The organism is Flavobacterium sp. 83, assembly GCF_000744835.1.
GTDB lineage: Bacteria > Bacteroidota > Bacteroidia > Flavobacteriales > Flavobacteriaceae > Flavobacterium.
This window is the reverse complement of the sequence record NZ_JQMS01000001.1, coordinates 954198-974798: the sequence shown is the minus strand read 5'-3', so window position 1 is coordinate 974798 and position 20601 is coordinate 954198. Positions and strand designations below refer to the sequence as shown.

The following is a 20601-nucleotide window of genomic DNA, read 5'->3' as shown; positions in this document are numbered from 1 at the left end:
TAATAATAGTATCATATGATTCCTTATTTTTGATCTTATGAGAGGAATAAAAATTATTTTTTGGTCGTTATGGCGCGTTTGGTTTTATGTTTTGATGGCCATTCCAATAATCGTAATGTTTCCTTTTTTAGTACTATCAATCTTGACGGAAAGCGGGTATCCCTATTTTTTTAAGATGGCTCGTATTTGGGCAAAATTTATTCTTTTTGGAATGGGTTTTTATTATAAAATAGATAAAAACCAAGCATTAGAATCTCATAAAAGTTATATGATTGTTGCCAATCATACCTCAATGGCCGATATTATGCTGATGCTTGCCACAATTAAAAACCCTTTTGTTTTTGTTGGCAAAAAAGAATTATCAAAAATTCCTTTGTTTGGATTTTTCTATAAAAGAACCTGTATTTTGGTGGATAGAAGTTGTTCTAAAAGTAAAATGGAAGTTTTTAATCGGGCACAAAAAAGAATCAATCAAGGACTGAGCATCTGTATTTTCCCCGAAGGTGGCATTCCGGACGATGAATCTGTTTTGTTGGACTCTTTTAAAGATGGCGCTTTTAGATTGGCAATTGAACATGAAATTCCAATTGTTCCCGTTACTTTTGCAGACAATAAAAAAAGATTTTCCTATACCTTTTTCAGTGGAGGTCCGGGACTTATGCGAGTAAAAGTTCATTCGCATGTGGACACTTTAGGCAAAACGGGATTGGATAGAAAAGAAATTCGTGAGGAAGTACGAGAAATAATTTATAACCAATTAATCGCTTTCGATTCCATTAAAAATTATAAATAATCCCGGAATACAGTCCAATAAAAACGGGTTTGTAATCTCCATAGTCTTTGGAATAAGTATTCAATTGATACTTTACCATGGGTTCAAAATTAATTTGAAATGCTTTCACCAATTGGTACTTAAATCCCATCCCAAGATTGGTACTAAAATGAATTTCGTTCAAATTTGTAGCTTCTCCTAATTTCAAATTAGTGTCTGAGGAAACTAATGATATTTTATTCTGATTTAGAAATAACGTACTAATTCCTCCGATTATGTTAATACCAAATTTCTTGTCTAAAAGGGCGTATGAAAGTTCCAGTGGTACTTCATAATAGCCCATTTTTTGATTTAATGAACCTGTATTTGTTTTTTGTATGCCTTTTTCAAAATTGATTAATGTATTCAGGGAGGTTTCGGTTTTAATTTCGATTAATTGGTTTGAACTATAACTAATATACGTCAAACTCTTGTTTAACAATCCGGCTGAATAGACGACGTTATTAGTGTTGTATCCTAACGTAAGTTTGTTAATCCCTGATCGTAAGGCAATTTTTTTCGAAACAGCATAATTTACCCCGATACCAAAACTTAGGTTGTTATCGGCCGTTTTTTGATTTTTTGTGAATTGAGGATCAATAGCTGACCCAACTGAACTTGAGTTCAGATACACTGCGCCTACATTAGGGACGATTTGCCATTTGTTGTTGTTAAGAACTACCGTTTGTTTTTCGGTCGCTTTCTTTTTTAGAATTTCCTCTAATTCGTTTGGAGATTCCAGAATAATTGAAGGCTGTTTTTTAGATTCGGTTACCACCGTTTTAGCTTCCTGATACGCTTGTGGAACTTTTTTTTCTAAAACCTGATTTTGGATGTTCTCAAACGTGTTAGGGTTTACTACACTTTTTTTATCCGCAATTAATGAGCTGTAATTGCTTGCCTCTTTCTCTGTTTTTGGTCGTTTTAGCGGTGAATGATTTTTTGAGAAATAAAGGTTAGTATTATTTTGATTTTTCTTTTTGTCAGCAATGGTTTTTGATGGAGTAAAAGTTGTAGTTTCTTTTTCATGGTTTATAACGATTTTGGGGTTAGTTATTACTATTTGTTGACTATTTTTTATCTCGAATGGTTTTCTCTCTTTTTCAATTTTATTTGGAATTAACTTATTTTGATTGGATTTTTTGTCTAAAGTTTTTGTGTCTAAAACGATACTGTTTTTAGTTTCAGTATTCGTTTTGAAGACCATCTTTAAAGCAAATAAGCCTAAAATAAAGGCAGCAGCAATTCCTGAAAACTGCATCCAAAACGGAATTATTTTTCGTTTTTTTTCCTTTTCCTTCAAGGCCGCTTGTATGTTGATCCAAACCTCATTGTTTGGTTCTCCTTCAAAATCCTTGAATCTTTCTTGAAACAGTCGGTCTATATTTTTTTTATCGTTCATTTTGCCAATGACTTTATTTCAATTCTTGTATATGCTTCTATTTTCTCTTTTAAAATCAACCGTGCCCTGGCAAGATTGGATTTTGTGGTCCCTGTTGTTATTTTAAGCATTTCTGCAACCTCTTTATGAGAATAACCATCGAGAACATAGAGACTGAATACTAATCTATATTGATCAGGTAATTCTTGGATAATTCGCATTAAATATTCAATTGGAATATTCTCGTCGTCAATTTCAATAATTGTATCAGGAATATTTTCATTGATAATCTCCATATACCGTACCCCTTTGTATTTTTGGAGTGCATTGTTTATCATTATTCTTTTGGCCCAGCCTTCAAAAGACCCTTTGCCGCTAAACTGTTCTATTTTTTTGAAAATAATTAAAAAACCATCTTGTAAATTGTCTTGGGCATCAGCATAATTGCTGGAATACTTCAAGCATACTCCAAAAAACTTTTTAGAAAACAATTGATACAATTGTTCTTGAGCTTTGGAGCAATTTTTTTTACAGTCATTAATTATTTGATCTAATCCCACAGAATTTGTTCTATTTGTTAGTTGACTACAGGAATTTCTACTTCTTTAAAAAGTTCTGTACCAGCGGCATCTTTTCCTTTATAAAATTTAAAAATATAAGAACCAGTATTTGTTACATAAAAATTAAAAGATACCTCTGATGGCACCGGTATTGATTGCGTGCAAACTTGATTGTTGTTTAGAGCTGTTTGGATCGCTATGGTTCGTATATTGAGGTCTTTATTATAATAAATACCTTGAAAAAGATGACATTCAGTAGGTTTTGTGTATTTTAATTTTATCTCATACGTATTTCCCAAGATAAATTTTTCGGGTAGGGTATAACTATCAACAGGAAGGACTTCATAAGTGTAGGAATCTTGATTGTCATCCTCAAGGGTACATCCTGTCAGGGTTGTAATTAACAGAATAAACAGGGCAAATTTTTTCATTTTTTTCATTTTTTAAATTTAAAACAATCAGCTTCATCAAATGAAGTTGAGGTTGTTTTTTAATAGATATAAATTTTTGAAAAAGGTTGCGTGTAAAAATAAAAAAACCCGAAATTATTCGGGTTTTAGTTTTTATGCTTCTGCTAATTCTTTTATTCTGGCTTTAATTTTTTCTTCTAATTCATCCGCTAATTCCGGATTGTCTTTTATTAAAGACTTAACAGCATCACGGCCTTGCCCTAATTTAGTTTCACCATAACTGAACCAAGATCCCGCTTTTTTGATGATTTCAAATTCTACTGCAAGATCTAAAATTTCTCCTGTTTTTGAAATTCCTTCGCCATACATGATGTCAAATTCGGCGATTTTAAATGGCGGAGCGACTTTGTTTTTCACCACTTTTACTTTGGTTCTGTTTCCAAGTACGTTATCACCATCTTTTATTTGGGTTGAACGACGGATGTCTAAACGAACCGAAGCGTAAAACTTCAATGCATTTCCTCCCGTTGTAGTTTCCGGATTACCGAACATTACTCCAATTTTCTCTCTTAACTGGTTAATAAAGAAAACGGTACAATGCGTTTTGCTGATGGTTCCTGTTAATTTACGCAATGCTTGAGACATCAAACGTGCATGAAGCCCCATTTTAGAATCTCCCATTTCACCTTCGATTTCACTTTTTGGAGTCAAAGCAGCGACCGAGTCAATAACAACAATATCAATAGCTCCTGAACGAATCAAGTTTTCGGCAATTTCTAGTGCTTGTTCCCCATTATCTGGCTGAGAAATGATTAGGTTTTCAATATCTACACCTAATTTCTCTGCATAATTTCTATCGAAAGCGTGTTCTGCATCAATAAAAGCAGCTATTCCACCTGCTTTTTGAGCCTCAGCAATAGCATGAAGCGTCAAAGTTGTTTTTCCAGAAGATTCTGGACCGTATATTTCAATGATTCTTCCTCTTGGGTATCCTCCAACCCCTAATGCTAAATCGATTCCTAAAGACCCTGAAGAAATAGTTTCTACTTCCTCAATGGCTTTATCCCCCATTTTCATTACGGTTCCTTTTCCGTAGGTTTTGTCTAGTTTGTCAAGCGTAAGTTGTAGCGCTTTTAATTTAGATTCTTTCTCTGTACTCATCTTCTCTTTTACCTTTTCTTTCATCTATTTGTATTATTTTATAACTGTAAGAAACTGACAGAATGACTAATTATCCTGAAAATTTCGTTTATGTAAGAACATTTATTTTCGTAAAAATACTTCTTTTTTCAATGTAAATTTTCTCTTTCAAGAATATTTTCAAATCTAAATTTTAATAAAAAATAACAAGCTAATATAAGATTGTTACGCGAACAATGCCTTCAATTCTGTAGCGTCGTGAGGGTTCATTTTCCCGGCTAAAACTAAACTCAGCTGTTTGCGTCGTAATGCTGCATCAAAACGTTGTTTTTCCAGATCAGTTTCTGGGACTATTTGGGGCACTTCAACAGGTCTTCCGGTATCATCAACGGCTACAAAAGTATAAATGGCTTCATTGGCTTTGGTACGGTTTCCTGATTGTCTGTCTTCTACCCAAACATCAATAAATATTTCCATTGAACTTTTGAAAGCTCTGGAGACTTTGGCCTCCACATTTACCACACTTCCCAGTGGAATAGCTCTGTTAAACGCCACGTGATTTACGGATGCGGTCACAGTTATTCTTCGGGAATGTCTTCCGGCTGCAATACTCGCTGCGCGATCCATACGGGCTAACAATTCGCCACCAAAAAGATTATTCAAAGGATTGGTTTCGCTCGGTAAAACCAAATCGGTTAATATCGTCAGGGATTCTGAAGGATGTTTTGGAGTCATTTTTTTGTATAAAAAGTAAGTGTTTTTTTTAAGTAATGCAGTTCTAGTTTAACCAGTAAACGGCTAATATGGCGGGTATGAAATAGATAACAATCGTTCTGGCACCGTCATAATCTTTGGCTAACCGTTGTCCGAAAAGCAGCATCAATAAAGTGATACAGGAGAAAACCGCTCCGTAAAACCCAAAGATTCTTCCATTGTTTACCAATAATTCGATACAGCCAACCACGCATAAAATACCGGAGATTAATTCTAAAACTAAAATATTCAGTAATGCCAGAGGCACTTGATTTTTTAATTGTGTTTTAGCAAAATGACCTTTTAACCAATCTACATTATCTTTCCAATAAAAGAGTTTGTCGTAACCGGATTGCAGAAAAGTAATTGCCAGAAAAATCAAAATTAAAATAGAAGTAATGTTGTTCATGTTTTTATTTTTTGTGAATTAAACGGGTAAGTTTTATAGATAAATCGGTTAAAATAATTTTTGCGTTTCCGTTGCGTTCAATGTGATACATGGCATCCGAAAGTTCTTTAAAAATATCATTTATATTGTTGCCATTTACAAAAGGTGCAAAATTCTCCAGTTTGAATTTCTCCACTTGTGGTTCCATGTAAACCAAACTTGCGGTTTGATAATTCAATAACAAGGCTTGACGAAACATATCGATACAAAAGTGTAAAAATTTCTTTTGGGTTTCTCTTCCTAAACTGGCAATTTGCTCGCTCCATTGAATCAAATCTTGAATGGCCGCTGCATTTCCTTTGGCTCTAAAAGCGGCTCGAACCCAGTCAACAAACCATTTTTCAAAAAAAACAGATTCACTGTCCGGTTGCAATAATTGTAGTGCTTTGTTATAATTCCCTTGTGCTTGATGCGCTATTTTTATAGCCGTTTTAGATTCTATATTTTCTCTTGATACTAAAGCTTCTGAGATGACTTTTTCGCTCAAACCGTTAAAATGTAACACTTGGCATCGGGAACGAATGGTTTGAATTATATCTTCTTCATTTTCTGAAATCAAGATAAAAACCGTTCTGTCCGTAGGTTCTTCGAGTAATTTCAATAATTTATTTGAAGCGGCAATATTCAATTTATCCGCCATCCAAATAATCATTATTTTGTATCCACCTTCGTAGGATTTTAAAGCAAGCGATTTTAAGATTTCCTGGGCATCGTCAACCCTTATTTCTCCTTGTTTGTTTTTAACGCCCAACATTTGATACCAATCAAACAAACTTCCGTATGGATTTTGGGTTAAAAACTCCCGCCATTCCGTGATAAAATCAATACTTTTTGGTTTTGTTTTTACATCTTCAGTACTTACGGTAGGATAGATAAAATGCAAATCCGGATGGGACGTTTTTTGGAATTTGATATTACACGCTTCGTTTGAACCCGTGTTTTCTGAGCTTTGATTGCTGCAGATAATGTATTGTGCATAAGCAATCGCCATGGGCAAAGTACCACATCCTTCTGGACCAACAAATAATTGTGCATGGGGAATTCTACCCAAATCAGCACTTTTTGTCAAATGACTTTTAATGTGTTCTTGTCCTAAAATTTCTGAAAATTGCATGAAGCAAAGATAGCAGAAAATGGTTTAGTCTAAAATTTTAGGATGCAAAGTTTCATCTTAGAAAGTTTGCAAAATGATTCTTAAAAAGGTGTTGAATTTTATAATCAAATACCATATTTGTTTAAGATAATTTGAAATTACCTCAGTAATTAACGTTTTCACCGTAATAATTTGAACGGTTAAGTTTGATTTATGAAAAAAGATATTTCCTTTTATGTGTTGCATTTTTGCTTGTGCTTAGCTTTTCTGCTTTTACCATATGCATTTACTTCGTCAGGAAGTGTTTTTAGTTTACCTAATTTAGCAAGTAATGGTCACGATAGAATTTATTTTCTGATCTATTTTCTGTTATTGCTTTTCTTTTACTTCAATTAACTCGTTGGGTGTAATTATGGTGCTTTCGAAGTCGAAAATCGGTTGTTAGAATCAAAAGACGGATTAAGTTTATCTGGAATTGATTCCTTTGAATGGGAAGCGTTATCTCAAAATGCACTATTGCTTGTTTTAGAAATTCCGTAAAGTAAAGATTTTAGTGAAGACTGTTCTTTAAAATTAATCCTAAAAAACAAATAAATTGATACAATTACAACGTTTTCGTTAGTGGATTTCCCTAATTTTCAAACTATTCTTATTTTTTAGTTCCTGAAAAGTTCTATATTTGTTATTCTTTCAAAAAAAACAAACTAAAAATATACTTAATGAAAACTTTAAACGATTTTAATTTTAAAAATAAGAAAGCAATTATTCGTGTTGATTTCAACGTGCCTTTGGACGAAAATTTCAATGTAACGGATACCACTCGTATTGATGCAGCAAAACCTACAATCGATAAAATTCTTGCTGACGGCGGAAGCGTAATTTTGATGTCACATTTAGGCAGACCAAAGGGTGTTGAAGAAAAATATTCGTTGAAACATATCCTGAAAACTACTTCAGAAATTCTTGGAGTACCAGTTCAGTTTGCTTCAAACTGTGTTGGTGAAGAAGCTACAACTGCTGCTGGAAAATTACAAGCTGGAGAAGTTTTATTATTGGAAAATTTACGTTTTCACGCTGAAGAAGAAGCGGGAGATGTTGCTTTTGCAAAAGAATTAGCGTCACTTGGTGATATTTATGTAAATGATGCTTTTGGAACGGCTCACAGAGCACATGCTTCGACTACAATTATTGCTCAGTTTTTTCCGAATGAAAAATGTTTTGGTTTATTATTAGCTAAAGAAATAGAAAGCTTAAATAAAGTTTTGAAAAACAGTGAAAAACCAGTAACAGCTGTTCTTGGCGGATCTAAAGTGTCTTCTAAAATTACTGTTATCGAGAATATTCTTGATAAAGTAGACCACATGATTATTGGTGGGGGAATGACATTTACTTTCGTGAAAGCATTGGGAGGTAAAGTTGGAAATTCTATTTGTGAAGATGACAAACAAGAATTGGCATTGGAAATATTGAGATTGGCTAAAGAAAAAGGGGTTCAAATTCATATTCCTGTTGATGTGGTTGCTGCAGATGATTTTTCAAATACTGCAAACACTCAAATCGTTGATGTAAGAGAAATTCCTGATGGATGGGAAGGACTTGATGCTGGACCAAAATCATTGGAAAACTTCAAAAAAGTAATTTTGGAATCTAAAACAATACTTTGGAATGGTCCATTGGGGGTTTTTGAAATGGAGAGTTTTGCAAATGGAACGATTCAATTGGGTAATTTTATTGCTGAAGCTACTGCAAACGGAGCATTCTCACTTGTAGGTGGTGGAGATTCAGTAGCAGCGGTAAAACAATTTGGATTTGAAGATAAAGTAAGTTACGTTTCAACTGGCGGAGGTGCTATGTTAGAAATGCTTGAAGGAAGAGTATTGCCGGGAATTGCTGCAATACTTGATTAATACATTGCTTTGAATTGCTTTGAATTGCTTTGAATTGCTTTGATTTTAAGCTGTAATCCAGTTTAAAAAAAGACTTAACTATACTAATTAAGAAACCTTAGTGATAAACTTTTTGTTGCTAAGGTTTTTTTAATTTTTAAAATTTGATGAATTGTATTTTAAAAGAAGTTTTTACAATGAAACCACGGAAAATTCTTCATAATTCAACAAAATATTGCATTTTTAACAATATTTAAAGAAATTTTTAGTTTCAACCTATTAAGTTTGTAAAAATTAGATTTGTAATCATTTGTAATATAGGTCGTTGATCATAAAAATATGAATATAAAAAATACCGCCTTATCGTTTTTTCTATTGCTGTCAATAACTGCGTTTTCGCAAGAACTTGTTGAAAATAAAGATATTGTAAAAATCGAACCAAAATTATCCTATTTAGATTCTATCAAGAAAACTTTCGTGAAAGATGATATGGCCACTTGCGTTGATAGCTTGTGGATGAAGGAATTGACCAATTTAGATTTATACAACAATATAACCGACGATATAAAAAACATTAATATTGACGAAAAAGTGGATTATGAATTACCTACAGCTCTTTTAAAAGAAAGACTGGCGGCAATGGATGCAAAATCACCTTTCAATATTGAGTATAATCAAGGTCTGGAAAATATCATCAAATCATTCTTGAAATATAGAAAGAAATCTTTTGAACGATTGATGGCAATTTCAGAGTATTACTTCCCGCTTTTTGAAGAAGCGCTGGCCAAACAAAATGTTCCTTTAGAAATAAAATACTTAGCAGTTGTAGAATCTGCGTTAAATCCAAAAGCAGTTTCAAGAGTTGGCGCAACAGGTCTTTGGCAATTTATGTATCAAACCGGAAAGCAATATGGTTTGAAAATCGATTCCTATATTGATGAACGAAGCGATGCGCTTAAAGCTTCTGAATCGGCAGCACAATACATGTCTAATATGTACAAGATATTTGGCGATTGGGACTTGGTTTTAGCCTCATATAATTCTGGACCTGGAAATGTTTCTAAGGCGATCAGACGTTCTGGCGGTCAGCAAAATTATTGGAATATCAGAAAAAATCTTCCAAAAGAAACGCAAGGCTATGTTCCTGCTTTTTTAGCAACAATGTACATTTATGAATACCACACAGCACACGGTATCAAACCGGACAGAGCGATAATTAAGAATTTTGCAACGGATACAATCCTGATTAAAAAGCAAATGTCGTTCAAACAAATATCTGATTTATTGGATGTTCCAATGGCGCAATTGCAGTTGTTAAATCCGTCGTATAAACTAAATGTGATTCCATTTTATCATGATGAAAACCATTTCTTGAGATTACCACAAGAAAAAGCAGCCGTTTTTGTTTCTAATGAAGACCGAATTTATGCATACGCGGACCACGAATTAAATCTTCGGGAAAAACCATTTCAGGTTACAAAACCTATTTTTAAAAGAGATACTGTTAATTATGCTGTACAGCAATTAAAACTTCCTAAAACTTCCTATTATAAAGTGTTACGCGGAGATAACCTGAGTGAAATTGCTGATAAATATGATGTTGCTGTTTCTGATTTGAAAAAGTGGAATAAACTCCGAAGCAATTCAGTCCCATATGGTAAAAGTTTAAAAATCATTACGGAACAAAGTATTGTAAGAACGGTTAAGAAAGAACCTAAAGTAGAGGAGGTCCCTACTGAAGCTGTTTCGGAAAATCAAAGAGTTGCAACTTCTGAAGTTAAAGTTAATAAAGAAGAAGAATTAGCATCTAATCCAGAGCGAAAAGACATAGAATATGTCGTTCAAAAAGGGGATAATCTAGGGAATATCGCTAAGAAATTTGGAGCTACTTTAACGGATTTACAACAATGGAATAATTTACCGAACCATACTATAGCTTTAGGAGCTACTTTGATTGTAGCTAAGAATGAAATAGCAATTGCAACTGATAATGCAACATCTGATTCCTTCAAGAAAAAATCAAATTTGGCGGCAATAGCCAAAAAAGAGTCAGCAGAATATTATGTCAAAAAAGGAGACTCTTTATTTAGCATTGCCAAAAAATATCCTGGAGTATCTATCTCGGATATTAAAAAATGGAACGATATTCGCGGGGAAGGTATTAAACCCGGAATGAAGTTAAAAATAAACGGATAATACGATAAACTTCTATAAATTTGGGTTTTATTTCAGAATTAAATTATGATGAATAAAACCCATTTTTTATTGCTTCTAGTTTCCCTTTTAGTTTTTTCTTGCGAAAAGAAGAATGATGATTTGCATCGTAAAACGACCGGAAAAATCAATACCATTTCCGTTATTATTGATGATCAGTTGTGGAATGGTGAAATAGGGGACAGCATTCGAAATAAGTTTGCATCACCAGTCATTGGATTGCCGCAGGAAGAACCACTTTTTACCATAAATCAATACCCGGTTAAGCTTCTGGAAGGCTTCATGACGGATACCAGAGCCATTATTGTGGTAAAGAAAGAACAGCAAAATAAATTCGAAATAAAGAAAAATCAATATGCATCACCTCAAAATGTGTTTCATATTTCAGGAAAGACCGGTGCCGATATTATTGCATGTCTGGAAAAAAATGCACCACAGATGATCCAATTGATTAAGCAGATGGAAATTGCCGAAAGCCAGAAAATTAACAATCAATCATTACTGAATCCCCAAGTAATCGACAATAAATTTCACATCTCCATAAAGATTCCTACCGGTTATACGTATGTACTTCACAAAAGTAAATTTATGTGGTTAAAAAAGGAAATCAACGGTGGAAATACAAGTTTGTTAATTTATCAGGTTCCTTTAAATTACATTAAAAAAAATCCAAGCCTTATTTCCAATATCATAAAAATGCGGGATTCAATAGGTAATTTATATATTAGCGGGACAGAACCCAATACTAATATGATTACTGAAGAAGCCTATGCGCCCTACCTTTCAAAGATTACCCTTGACGGAAAAGATACTTATGAGACTAAAGGAACTTGGGAATTAAAAAATGATTTTATGGCAGGCCCGTTTATCAATTATGCAATTATAGACAAGGAATACAGTAGAATTTTGGTTTTGGAGGGTTTTTGTTATGCACCGTCAAAGGAAAAACGAGACCTGATGCATGAATTGGAATCTATTATAAAATCAGTTGCAATTGAAAGAAGGTAATATCTAAATTACTTTAAATTAAAAATTAATATAAAAAAGGAATAATCTATGGCATTAGAATGGAAAATAAAGCCCTTTGAGGCGCTTACGGTTCATGAACTATATGATATACTCAAACTAAGAAGCGAGATCTTTGTAGTGGAACAAAATTGTGTTTACCTTGATCTTGACGGAAAGGACAAAGTCGCTTTGCATCTCTTTGGAGAATTTGAAGGTGAAATTGTGGCTCATGCCCGACTTTTCAAAGCAGGAATCAGTTTTGATAACGCTTCAATTGGCCGCGTAACCGTTGCCACAAATTACCGTGACAGGAAATGGGGACATGACTTAATGCGGGAAGCTATTGCAGGTATTTTATTTCATTTTGGCGAAAGCAAAATTACCATCGGAGCTCAATTGTACTTAAAAAAATTCTACGAAAGCCATGGTTTTGTGCAAACCAGCGAAATGTATTTAGAAGATGATATTCCACATATTGAGATGCAGAAAGTATAGTTATATTTTTAAAATAAGAAACTCAACCCTTCGATCCAGCGCATCGCCTTTTCCTAAAGGAAATCTATTTCCGCAACCTTTGTAAGACATTCGTTGCGGATTTATTTTTTTTGACATAAGGTAACGATAGACGTTTCGGGCACGATTCAATGAAAGTTTTCTTTCATGACTGGCTTCATCTATTGCATCCTCATAATAACTTGGAGTACAGCATACGTGTCCTCTAACTTCAAATTCTAGCTTTTCGTTTTTCAGGAGTATTGCTGCAATTTTGTCTAATTCTTTTTTAGATTCTAATGGCAAGTTGCTGCTCCCAAATGCAAATAAGATGTTTTCTAGATAAACACGATCGCCAACTTTATGTTTTTCCTGAAACGAATTGTAAATGCCATTTCCAAAACTATTTTTTGGAACTATAAATAAATCGACACGCCTGTTTTTAGAACGTATTTCGGTTATGTTTTCTTCATTCTCGTTGGTCAAAATAATACGTCCTTTTCCTTCGATAATTACAATTTTATTTTTACTGAAACCATTTGCAGTAAGAATATCCTGAACTGTTTGTACACGATTTTTTGATAATTCATAATTATAATCATTATCGCCTCTGTCATCACAATAGCCATAAATTTGAATTGATTCAATTTTTGTAGTGTCTGCTTTTTTTGCAAAATCGATTACACTCTTGATTTGCGCCTCATTAAGTGCATATTTGTCAAAATTAAAATAGACAGTTTGTATTGGTTTTTTTTGTGCAGAAAGGTATCCGAAAAACAAAAAAAGAACGATTTTAAAATAATTTTTCATTACAGCTTTAAAATGGATTTGTATTCTGGAGTATTGTTTAAAATACTTATTGCTTTCTTAATTTCAGAATTGTTTTTTATGTAATATTGATACAAACCTTCTTGGTATTGGTAACGTTTGATGATTTCTTCTAAAATTAAATTCTTGATTTCTTTTTGATTTTTATCCAATAAAGCATCTTCACTTTTTTGTAAAGCTGAAAGCAGTTGTTGGTATTCGTCAGTGATTGAACCATCTATTTTTTCTTTTTTGGCAATAGCCAAAGTGTTTTTTAAAGCTAACTCTGTATCCGTGTCAAAAGAGAATTTTTGTGCTTTTAAAAACTGTTTAAAGTCTAAATAGTCCGCATCAGAAATCGTTGGGATAGTATTGCCTAAAGTTGGATTTTTGTAATAATAACGCGTCACATAATTAAAAATCCCATCATTTTTGACCAATGCATTGGTTATTGGACTTAATTTTGTTTCCTCAAGCTCCACATCCGGCTGAATGCCTCCGCCGTCATAAACCGTTCTTCCTTTTCGGGTTTTAAAAGCATTGTAATTCTTCTCTTCAGTTTTTATAGCCAAACCATTTTTGTCTTTATGGGCATAATCCAAAGCTTGAATGCATCTTCCAGAAGGCGTATAATAACGAGAAATAGTAACTTTTAGTTGCGTTCCGTACGTTAAATCTATAGGGCGTTGTACCAATCCTTTTCCAAAACTTCTACTTCCCAAAACTACAGCGCGATCTAAATCCTGCAAAGCTCCTGAAACAATTTCTGAAGCCGAAGCACTTTTTCCATTTACGATAATAATCAAAGGAATTTCAGTATCAACGGGTTCTTTGGTCGTTTTATAGGTATTGTTGTATTTTTCAATCTTTGATTTTGTAGTAACTATAATTTCATTTTTTGGTACAAAGAGATTGCAAATATTTACGGCTTCGTTCAAAAGTCCTCCAGGATTGCCTCTTAAATCCAAAACAATTCTTTTGGCACCTTCGTTTTTTAATTGTTCCAATGCCATTTTGGTTTCTACAGAAGCCTTGTTATTGAAATGGGACAAAACGATATAACCGGTTTCGGCATCTATTTTACCAAAGAAAGGAACCGATTTTATTTCTACTTCATCACGAACGATTTGTGTAGTATACGGTTTTCCCTGACGAATGTATTTGATGTCAATTTTAGTGTTTTTTGCACCTTTGAATAATTCTGATGCATCATCTTTAAAATCAGATAAAAGAATATCGCCCACTTGAGTGATTTCATCACCGGCTTTAAGTCCCGCTTTATCAGCCGGAAAATTTTTGTATTGCTCTTTTACGATCAGTTTGCCTTCTTTTCTAGTTAATAAAGCGCCTATTCCAGTATATTCGCCCGTATTGTTTATTTTAAAACTGACCACATCTTGCTCGTTAAAATAAACAGTGTAAGGATCTAAACTGGCTAGCATGCCTTTAATAGCTTTATCCATTAAGTCACCAGGATTGGTTTCATCGACATAATTCTTGTTCAATTCCTTGAAAAGGGTGGTGAAAATCTCTATTTGTTTAGCGATTTCAAAAAAATCATCTTTGAAACTCACACCAACATACAGAAATGCCGAAGCGACAATAGGAATTATGATTTTTTTTCGGAAAAAGGAATTCATGGCTTTTAGGACTAAATTTGAGATTACTAAATTAAGAATAAATCACCAAATAATTATATAGGATAAAGTGTAAACGCAATTCTAAGGTATTTAGTAAATTAGTAATTATTTGTTTTCTAAATTTGAGTCGCTTTCAGGTAAAGGCTTTTTAATATTTTGTGCAATAAACTTCTCAAACAGTTGAATGGTTTTGGTATTGATTTCTTCATAACTCAACCGATCCTTACTTTGGTAAAAAAACATAAAAGCATGAGGCTGTTCCAGATTATCGATCAATAAGTGTTTATTAAGACGGTAGGTTTCGCGCAACACACGTTTAAAATAATTGCGGTCAACGGCTTTCTTAAAGTGTTTTTTAGAAACGGAAACACCCATTTTAATTTTTTCGTCAGTCTCTAAGTTTCGGGATTCAGGATTGCCCAAAGCATTAGAATAATAAACCAATCGCAACGGATATTTTGAAACTGATTTTCCTTCAGAAAACAATAATCCAATGGTAATTTTACTTTTTAGTTTTTCGGTTTTTGGATAAGTAAAGCTCATTTATAGAAAAAAAGACAAGGGTTTTGACCCGCAAAGTTACAATTAAACGTTGAGTCCATAGATTGTTTCGGATTTAAAATCGAGCTAAAAATATATTTCTTACTTTTGTCGCAAATTTTTAAAGCATGCAAAAACTAATTTCGTATCCCATATCCATAATTTATTATTTATGTTTTGGTCTTACCTTGGTTATTTTTCACCCAATCCAATGGGTTTGCTTTCATGTTTTTGGCTATCAAGCGCATAAAATAAGCGTTGATTACCTGAATTTTTTCTTGTTAAAATGTACCAACCTTTTAGGAACAACCTATAAAGTTGAAAATATGGAAAGTATTCCTAAAAATGTTCCTTTGATTTTTGTTTCTAATCATCAAAGTATGTACGATATTATTGCTATGATTTGGTTTTTTCGCCGATTTCATTGTAAATTTGTTAGTAAGAAAGAATTAGGAAGTGGCATTCCTAGTGTCTCTTTTAATTTACGTCACGGTGGTTCTGTTCTTATTGATAGAAAAGATCCAAAACAAGCTATTCCGGCCATCAAAGGATTGTCAGAATATGTTGAAAAGCACAACCGTACGGCAGTTATCTTTCCGGAAGGAACGAGAAGTAAAACAGGGAAGCCAAAAGAATTTGCTCAAAGCGGATTTAAAATTTTGTGTAAATATGCGCCATCGGCATATGTGGTTCCAATAAGTATAAACAACTCTTGGAAAATGGTTAAATACGGATTTTTTCCTTTAGGTTTAGGAAATCATCTTACCTTTGTAGTACACAAACCTTTAGCCGTTAAAGAGTATGGTTTTGCTGAATTAATGGAAAAAACAGAAACAGCAGTTGTTCAAGGAATAAAAATTTAATTTATATATAATGTCAATAAAAAATATTCGATTAGAAGTAATGCAATTTTTAGAAAATAAGGTTGACGGTTTTGTTGATCAATATCTAATACCTGTAGAACAAATATGGCAACCTTCTGATTTTTTACCAAATTCAGAAAGCGATAATTTTTTAGAGGAAGTTAAAGAATTACGTGAAATATCTAAAGATCTACCATATGATTTTTGGGTAGCAATGGTAGGTGATATGATTACCGAAGAAGCTTTACCAACCTATGAAAATTGGTTAATGGAAGTGGAAGGAGTAGATAATCTTGAAAGAAACGGTTGGTCAAAATGGGTACGTCAATGGACTGGTGAAGAAAATCGTCACGGAGACTTATTGAACAAATACTTATATTTATCAGGTCGTGTGAACATGCGTGAAATCGAAATGACAACGCAACACCTTATCAATGACGGTTTTGATATTGGCACAGGCAGAGATCCTTATAAGAACTTTGTATATACCAGTTTTCAAGAATTAGCAACATATGTTTCTCACAACAGAGTTTCGCAATTAGCCAAAAGTTACGGAGATAAGAAATTATCAAAAATGTGCAAAATGATTGCCGGGGATGAAATGCGTCATCATCATGCTTATAGCGAGTTTGTGACTCAAATTTTTAAAGTTGATCCAAGTGAAATGATGCTTGCTTTTCAATATATGATGAAAGCTAAAATTGTTATGCCAGCGCATTTCTTGAGAGAATCTGGAGGGAAAATTAGCAGTGCTTTTGAACATTTTTCTGATTCAGCGCAACGTATTGGTGTTTATACTGCAAATGATTATGTGGATATCATGCAAAAACTGATTGACAAATGGGAAATTGACAAAATTTCTGGATTGACCGATGAAGCAGAAAAAGCTAGAGATTATTTGATGAAATTACCAGCTAGAATGGCTAAGATTTCTGAGCGATTGGTGATTCCTAAAGAATCATTTCAATTTAAATGGGTAGAACCTGCCAGACTTTAAAATTTTTGATTTAAGATTAATTGATGTTGATTTTTAAAGCTCGTCTTTGAAAATCAACATTTTTTTTACAAAATATAACAATGAACAACGCCGATTTAATTAGTAAAACTATTCTTTTTGTAAAAACAAAACTAGAAAATGCCGAAGGCGGACACGACTGGTTTCATATCGAGAGAGTGTATAAAAACTCCCTTTTAATTGCTAAAAATGAAATTTGCGATACTACTGTAGTTCAATTAGGCGCTTTGCTGCATGACATTGCTGACAGTAAGTTTCACGACGGTGACGAAACGATTGGTCCAAGAATAGCAAGGGAATTCTTAGAATCTGAAAAGGTTGACCAAGAAATCATTCTTCATGTTAGGAATATCATTGAAAATATATCTTACAAAGGGGGGAATTTCGAAAAGAAATTTTCTTCAATAGAACTCGATGTCGTTCAGGATGCGGATCGTTTGGATGCGATTGGTGCCATTGGAATCGCTAGAGCATTCAATTATGGCGGATTTAAAAATAGAACGCTGTATGACCCTGAAATTGCCCCAAATTCAAACATGACAAAAGAGGAGTACAAGAAGAACGATTCGCCAACTTTGAATCATTTTTACGAAAAATTACTACTTTTAAAAGATAAAATGAATACCCAAACCGGAAAACAAATTGCACAGGAAAGACACCGTTACATGGAAGGTTTTCTCGCTCAGTTTTATGCGGAATGGGAAGGAGAGAAATGAGATTTTTGATTGCAGATTAACGATTTTAAATTTCAGATGTTTATTGATTGCTGGTTTTTTAATTCAAAAATCAGCAATCGTTAATCAAAAATCTTAAATAGAAATTCCTTTTTCTTTCATTTCCAGAATTACATCCGAAGCATTCTTGAAAGTTGGTGCTTGTTCTATAATGCTTCCTACTCTTTTTTTGTTAAGTTTAAAGGTGACATCGTTCTCTGTTGTAAACAGTAAAGCGGTTAAAAACGGGTTATTCATATAAGGAGCCAAAACAAAAAAAGCTTCTTCCAAGGAATGGAAACTTTCAATTTCTTCGGTTTTGTAACGCGCCGTAACTGAAAGACTGAAAACGTCATTTTCTAATAAAACAGGACGCACATAAATGTTTTTCAATTCAGTGTCGCCTATGGTTTTTGCCAAAGTTAATTTGGCGTAGGTTTTATTTTCGATACTTTCTTTTACTTTTCCCCAAAATTGGGCAAATACAGGCTGGAAGGACATAATTATATTTTAGATGTTGTATTGAATTTTTAAAATTCTGCAAATTTGCTTATTTTTTCTTATTTTCCGGTAAAAACTGCTTTTCTTTTCTCTAGAAATGCGGTTGTCCCTTCTTTAAAATCTTGGGTTCCAAAACATTTTCCAAAAGCTTTTATTTCGGTTTCATAGCCATTTTTGCCTTCTTTAAAACTGGCATTAACTGCTTTTACAGCTTTGCCAATAGCGTAAGGCGAATTCTTTATTATTTTATTTGCTACACTTATACAGTAATCTAAAAGTTCTGCTTCAGGTACGACGTGATTCACCAATCCTGTTCTGTAGGCATCTTGTGCAGTTACCATTCCTGCGGTCAGGATCATTTCCATGGCGCGTCCTTTTCCTATCAATTGTGGTAAACGTTGCGTTCCGCCATAACCAGGAATAAGTCCTAGAGAAACTTCAGGCAAACCCATTTTTGCATTTTCTGAAGCGACTCTGAAATGACATGCCATTGCCAATTCTAGTCCGCCACCCAATGCAAAACCATTGATTGCTGCAATTACAGGAGTTTTAAGGTTTTCGATAAAATCAAATAATTTTTCCTGTCCTTCAGCGGCTAACTGCATTCCTTCTTCGATAGAAAAATTAGCAAATTCAGCAATATCAGCTCCGGCTACAAAAGCTTTTTCGCCACTTCCAGTTAGAATAATAGCACGAATTTCATTGTTTTTACCTAACGTTTTGAATGCTTTGTACAAATCAGTAATAGTAGCTTTGTTTAAGGCATTGAGTTTTGTTGGACGATTTATGGTAATCGTTGCAGTATTATTCTCTGTTGTAATTAAAATAGTATCGTAATTCATGATTTTAATTTTAGGAATTAATTATTGGAAGTGAAACCGTGAAAGTGGTTCCTTTTCCATATTCAGTATCAAAGGTAATCGTTCCTTTATAATTTTCGATAATGTTTTTAATAATACCAAGACCAAGACCCATTCCGCTACTTTTGGTGGTGAATTTAGGTTCAAATATGCGGTCAATATCTTTAGTTTGAATACCAATTCCATTATCGGCAAAAGTAATCAAGACATTATCTGATACTTTTTTTATAGAAACAAGTATTGATTTTTCTTCTTGATTTTCAGGAATGGACTGAATAGCATTTTTAGCTAAATTTGTAATAATTCGAATGAGTTGTGTTCGGTCAATTTTCGAAATAATTTCAGGCGAATCACTTTGGAACACAATATAGTCTTCATTAAAAATATCCATGGCAAGTTCTACAACTTCCACCACATTCAACGTTTCATTTTGTTGTGCGGGCATAGAAGCAAAATTCGAAAAAGCCGAAGCGACGGCACTCATCGTATCAATTTGTTGTATTAAAGTCTCTGAGTAGTCCTTCATTTTTTGTTTGACATCAACATCATTTGGGTCAAATTTTCTTTGAAAACTTTGTACCGTCAGTCGCATTGGCGTAAGTGGATTCTTGATTTCATGTGCCACTTGTTTTGCCATTTCGCGCCAAGCTTCTTCTCTTTCGCTTTGGGCTAATTTTATGGCACTTTTCTCTAATTCGTCCACCATTCCGTTGTATGCCTTTATCAATAAATTGATTTCTTTACTGCTGGCTTCTAATAGGATTTTTTCGTTTTTTTGATTTAAACTCGTTTCACTAAGTTTATCAGAAATTGTTTTTAAAGATTTTGTGATGTAAGTAGATAGGAAATAGGCCAATGCGAATGCAACAATCAACATAAATGAATATACTTGTCCCAGGCGGATGAGGAAACTGTTTAATTCATTTTCATAAAAACCGTCATCTTCTACATAAGGTAAATTTAAAACACCTAAAGGCTTGAATTTATCATCTTTAATTTGGCTGTAGGAAGAACGGTTCTTGATTCCATCGATAGTTTTAATATCAACGTATCTTTTTTCTATGGAAGATCGTACCAGTTTAAGAATGTATTTTGGTATCGGTGGGGAGACTTTGTCTACTGAAAAGGATTCTTTGGATGATTTTAGCAGTTTCCCGTCAAGACTGTAAATATTGATTTCAATATTGTGAATTTGCGCTAATTCGTGAATTTTGTCTTTGAAGATTAAACCTAAATTCTTCGTTGTTAATGGATATGTTGTAGTAGAAAGTACATAATTGATATGTTCTTTTATAGCATCTTCTTTTCGTTCTAAACGTTCTTGATGGTATTCTTTAGCTTCATTTTTAAATTGAATAATAGAAATAGACGCTAGTAATATAGATGCCATAACTATCAATACAATCATCGAAAGGAAAATCCTGATTCGTAAAGAAAGCATCGATATTTTGAAGTTTTTGAACATA

General features: G+C 33.5%; 21 protein-coding genes. 8 read left to right on the top strand and 13 right to left on the bottom strand.

Going from position 1 to position 20601, the window contains the following annotated elements; translation table 11 throughout:
* The first annotated feature begins 37 nt into the window (after positions 1-37).
* Positions 38-793, top strand: coding sequence for a 1-acyl-sn-glycerol-3-phosphate acyltransferase (locus T410_RS04250; protein WP_035668951.1), 756 nt, complete (start codon positions 38-40; stop codon positions 791-793).
* Here the strand turns inward: T410_RS04250 and T410_RS04245 are convergent.
* The 7 genes from T410_RS04245 to T410_RS04215 form a co-directional block, all read right to left on the bottom strand.
* A complete protein-coding gene (locus T410_RS04245; RefSeq protein ID WP_035668950.1) occupies positions 777-2213 on the bottom strand; it encodes an outer membrane beta-barrel protein in 1437 nt (478 codons plus the stop codon). The genes T410_RS04250 and T410_RS04245 overlap by 17 nt on opposite strands.
* Positions 2210-2752, bottom strand: a complete 543-nt coding sequence (locus T410_RS04240; protein ID WP_035668949.1) for an RNA polymerase sigma factor — start codon at positions 2750-2752, stop codon at positions 2210-2212. The genes T410_RS04245 and T410_RS04240 overlap by 4 nt, the downstream gene beginning before the upstream one ends.
* 17 nt (positions 2753-2769) lie before the next feature.
* Positions 2770-3183 carry a hypothetical protein gene (locus tag T410_RS04235; RefSeq protein WP_035674076.1) on the bottom strand — a complete coding sequence of 138 codons (414 nt, stop codon included), beginning with the start codon at positions 3181-3183 and terminating at the stop codon, positions 2770-2772.
* A gap of 132 nt (positions 3184-3315) precedes the next feature.
* Positions 3316-4323 carry a recombinase RecA gene (gene recA, locus T410_RS04230; RefSeq protein ID WP_035674074.1) on the bottom strand — a complete coding sequence of 336 codons (1008 nt, stop codon included), beginning with the start codon at positions 4321-4323 and terminating at the stop codon, positions 3316-3318.
* Positions 4324-4527: 204 nt separating this feature from the next.
* Positions 4528-5037: an acyl-CoA thioesterase gene (locus tag T410_RS04225; RefSeq protein WP_035668948.1), complete on the bottom strand. Its 510-nt coding sequence runs from the start codon at positions 5035-5037 to the stop codon at positions 4528-4530.
* Positions 5038-5080: 43 nt separating this feature from the next.
* Positions 5081-5464, bottom strand: coding sequence for a DoxX family membrane protein (locus T410_RS04220; protein WP_035668947.1), 384 nt, complete (start codon positions 5462-5464; stop codon positions 5081-5083).
* Positions 5465-5468: 4 nt separating this feature from the next.
* Complete coding sequence (locus T410_RS04215) at positions 5469-6617, bottom strand: DNA polymerase III subunit delta' (RefSeq protein ID WP_035668946.1); 1149 nt, start codon at positions 6615-6617, stop codon at positions 5469-5471.
* Positions 6618-7315: 698 nt separating this feature from the next.
* On the opposite strand from T410_RS04215, the gene pgk reads away from it, so the two are divergent.
* The 4 genes from pgk to T410_RS04195 all read left to right on the top strand — a co-directional run bounded on the left by pgk (position 7316) and on the right by T410_RS04195 (position 12199).
* The gene (pgk, locus tag T410_RS04210; protein ID WP_035668945.1) at positions 7316-8503 is read left to right on the top strand and encodes a phosphoglycerate kinase; all 1188 of its coding nucleotides are present in this window, start codon (positions 7316-7318) and stop codon (positions 8501-8503) included.
* Between the two features lie 318 nt (positions 8504-8821).
* Entirely contained in the window at positions 8822-10678 is a 1857-nt protein-coding gene (locus T410_RS04205; protein WP_035668944.1) for a LysM peptidoglycan-binding domain-containing protein, read from the top strand.
* A gap of 45 nt (positions 10679-10723) precedes the next feature.
* Entirely contained in the window at positions 10724-11704 is a 981-nt protein-coding gene (locus tag T410_RS04200) for a DUF4837 family protein (RefSeq protein ID WP_369793011.1), read from the top strand.
* A 48-nt stretch (positions 11705-11752) separates the two neighbouring features.
* Positions 11753-12199 carry a GNAT family N-acetyltransferase gene (locus tag T410_RS04195; protein ID WP_035668943.1) on the top strand — a complete coding sequence of 149 codons (447 nt, stop codon included), beginning with the start codon at positions 11753-11755 and terminating at the stop codon, positions 12197-12199.
* Here the strand turns inward: T410_RS04195 and T410_RS04190 are convergent, their stop codons facing one another.
* The 3 genes from T410_RS04190 to T410_RS04180 form a co-directional block, all read right to left on the bottom strand.
* Positions 12200-13006 carry an OmpA family protein gene (locus T410_RS04190; RefSeq protein ID WP_035668942.1) on the bottom strand — a complete coding sequence of 269 codons (807 nt, stop codon included), beginning with the start codon at positions 13004-13006 and terminating at the stop codon, positions 12200-12202.
* Positions 13006-14643, bottom strand: coding sequence for a S41 family peptidase (locus T410_RS04185; RefSeq protein ID WP_035668941.1), 1638 nt, complete (start codon positions 14641-14643; stop codon positions 13006-13008). Before T410_RS04185 ends, T410_RS04190 begins: the two co-directional genes overlap by 1 nt.
* Positions 14644-14748: 105 nt before the next feature.
* Positions 14749-15186 (bottom strand): ribonuclease P protein component, encoded by a 438-nt coding sequence (locus T410_RS04180; RefSeq protein ID WP_035668940.1) that lies wholly within the window; start codon positions 15184-15186, stop codon positions 14749-14751.
* 125 nt (positions 15187-15311) lie between these two features.
* Here T410_RS04180 and T410_RS04175 point away from each other — a divergent pair, with 125 nt between their 5' ends.
* The 3 genes from T410_RS04175 (at position 15312) to T410_RS04165 (ending at position 17777) form a co-directional block, all read left to right on the top strand.
* Positions 15312-16046 (top strand): 1-acyl-sn-glycerol-3-phosphate acyltransferase, encoded by a 735-nt coding sequence (locus T410_RS04175; RefSeq protein ID WP_035668939.1) that lies wholly within the window; start codon positions 15312-15314, stop codon positions 16044-16046.
* Between the two features lie 10 nt (positions 16047-16056).
* Positions 16057-17043 (top strand): acyl-ACP desaturase, encoded by a 987-nt coding sequence (locus T410_RS04170; RefSeq protein ID WP_035668938.1) that lies wholly within the window; start codon positions 16057-16059, stop codon positions 17041-17043.
* A gap of 80 nt (positions 17044-17123) precedes the next feature.
* On the top strand, positions 17124-17777 hold the full coding sequence (locus T410_RS04165; RefSeq protein WP_035668937.1) for an HD domain-containing protein: 654 nt from the start codon (positions 17124-17126) through the stop codon (positions 17775-17777).
* A gap of 93 nt (positions 17778-17870) precedes the next feature.
* Here the strand turns inward: T410_RS04165 and T410_RS04160 are convergent, their stop codons facing one another.
* From T410_RS04160 to T410_RS04150, 3 genes are read right to left on the bottom strand one after another with little or no spacing between them, the layout of a single operon-like run.
* Positions 17871-18275: a hypothetical protein gene (locus T410_RS04160; protein ID WP_035668936.1), complete on the bottom strand. Its 405-nt coding sequence runs from the start codon at positions 18273-18275 to the stop codon at positions 17871-17873.
* A gap of 59 nt (positions 18276-18334) precedes the next feature.
* A complete protein-coding gene (locus T410_RS04155) occupies positions 18335-19117 on the bottom strand; it encodes an enoyl-CoA hydratase/isomerase family protein (RefSeq protein WP_035668935.1) in 783 nt (260 codons plus the stop codon).
* 10 nt (positions 19118-19127) lie between these two features.
* Entirely contained in the window at positions 19128-20600 is a 1473-nt protein-coding gene (locus T410_RS04150; protein WP_035668934.1) for an ATP-binding protein, read from the bottom strand.
* Between the last annotated feature and the right edge of the window lies 1 nt (position 20601).